The sequence below is a fragment of the Propioniciclava sp. genome (assembly GCF_036744435.1).
In the GTDB taxonomy this organism is placed as follows: domain Bacteria; phylum Actinomycetota; class Actinomycetes; order Propionibacteriales; family Propionibacteriaceae; genus Propioniciclava.
This window is the reverse complement of record NZ_DAIOIA010000223.1, coordinates 1-2,191: the sequence shown is the minus strand read 5'-3', so window position 1 is coordinate 2,191 and position 2,191 is coordinate 1. Positions and strand designations below refer to the sequence as shown.

1 protein-coding gene is annotated in these 2,191 nt (G+C 72.4%); it reads right to left on the bottom strand.

The genetic code is table 11. The features are described from left to right. Positions 1–273 precede the first annotated feature (273 nt). Positions 274–1,908 (bottom strand): hypothetical protein, encoded by a 1,635-nt coding sequence (locus V7E09_RS15390; protein ID WP_324511478.1) that lies wholly within the window; start codon positions 1,906–1,908, stop codon positions 274–276. Between the last annotated feature and the right edge of the window lie 283 nt (positions 1,909–2,191).

Sequence of the window (2,191 nt, the reverse complement as noted above, 5' to 3'; positions counted from 1 at the left end):
TGCTCGCGATCGAGCCGTGGGTGATGGCCGACACCGACGAGCTGATCTTCGACGCGGACGGCTGGACGCTGCGCAGCGCCACCGGCTGCCTGACCGCCCACACCGAGCACACCGTGGCGGTAACCCGGCAGGGCGCCGAGATCCTGACAGCGGCCCCGCGTCCCTGACCCCGGGGCGTCCGCGGGAGCGTCACCGCGGCCCAGCCCGCCTGAACGCACTCCGCCCCGACAGCCCGTGCCAGGGCCGTCGGGGCGGAGCCATCAGTGGGTCTGGTCAGCGCCTCGGGTGAGCCATCCGGACTCCCGCTGCGCCCACCATGACGAGGAGCAGGCCCAGGACGCCGAAGCCGACCGCCTGGCCCGCCCCCGTGAACGGCAGCGTGCCGTCGGGTGAGGCGCTCGGTGTCGGCGACGACGTCGGCTCCGGGGTCGGGGTTGTCGGCTCGGGTGTGGGCGCGGGTGTCGTCGGCTGCGGGGTGGTCGGTTCCGGTGTGGGCGTCGGCTCGGGAGTGCGCAGCGTCACCCAGTACCCGGCCGAGGTGGACACCGAACCGGAGATCACCGGGGACGTCGCCGTCGGCGCCACCGACAACGTGCCGGTCGTGCCGGACGTCAGGCCGCTGATGGTCGCGGTGCAGGTGGCCGACGCGTTCGGAGCGAGCGTGACCCCGGACTGGGTGATGTCCGGCGAGCACACCGGGGACGACAGGCTCAGCCCGGCGGTGGTGGCGGCGCCGAGGGTCACGTCGGTGGCGATCGCCGTGCCCGTGTTCGTGACCGTGAACGTCACCGCGTAGGCCGCATCGGAGGACACCGTGCGTGGTGCGTCCGCGGTGGTGCCCCCTTCGGAGTCGGTGATCGTCGCGGTGAGCGTGGGGGTGCCCACCGGATGAGCGGCCGGCGCGGACGTGCCCTGCAGGCGCTGGCTCTCCGTGGAGTAAGAGGTGTCCGTTTCCGTGGCCGTCAGCGGGTTGGGCCCTGCAGACAGGGGAGTGGTGAGCGGGAAGGCCCACGTCAGGTCGGGGCCCACCGTCGCCGTCCCGATGACCGCGCCACCGGCTGCGGTGACGGTCACCGAGTCGCCGGGGGAGCTGCCGGTGCCCGAGACCGTCCCCAGGCCGTCCGCGGACGTGTCACTCCACTCGGTGACCGTCGGCTTGGGCAAGCAGATGCTCGCGGTGAAGTCGTCGAGCAGGTACAGCCCGTAGGTGCCGCTGTTGGTCGGCCGTTCTTGAGCGACGCCCGTGGTGTAGGACACGGTCTGCCCGACGCTCAGCGTCTCCTGGACGAGGCGCGTCGGGACCTGCTGTCCGGCGATGTTGTAGGTGATGGGGCTCGTGCGCGAAAGCGGGATCGGCACCGACTCGGCGGCCACCGTGGACGTGATCTTGGAGCCCAGCACATAGCTGGTGCCGTCCCAGCTTCCCGCGTCGTACACCTCCACGGTGCTGCCTGCAGGCGGGGTCACCCGCCCGCTCCACCCCGTCGGGAAGGTGCCCTGAGAGACGAAGGCCCCGTAGGTGGCGTCCCAGACGGACTGGCGGTAGGCGCCGCCGGAGATCGTCGGGGCGAGCTGCGCCGTCGGGTAGTAGGCGGTCACGTGGTGGAGGTCACGGGCCGCATTGCCCGAGGACGTGTTCGTCAGGGTCCGCAGGAAGGAGCGGGTGTGGTAGTCGCCGGCGACCGCCCAGGCGGGCCCCGCCGTGCCGGTGGTCGAATTGCGCCAGGTCCACACGCCGGTCAGGGCGGCGTTATCGGTGGCGTCTCCGCCGAAGTAGAGCGGGGCGCTCAGCTCGCACGTGGCGGCGGGTTCGGGCTCGGCGGCCGGGGCGGTGGCCATCGTCAGCGGTGAGAGTGTGAGCGCGGCGACGAAGGCGGCGATCAGACCGGTCCGGGTTCTCTTCTGCATGAGGCTCCCTGCCTGGGCCGCGGAAGGCGGGGCCGCCCCCCGGCATGCTCGGCGAGCGTGATGCGTCGCGCGACCACGGGAGGCCGACCCGCCCGGGGGCGGCGATGTGGATGAGTCCGGGACACATCGTGGCACAGAGTCGGCGGGGCGGGTCTCGCAGGTGTCGTGCGGCGAGATGCCACGACACCCCCGCCGCGCTGCACCGGGCGTGGGAAGAAGGGTCAGCTTCCGGGCTTGAACCGTCGCAGGCGGGTCGAGTTCGTGACGACGAAGACGCTCGACA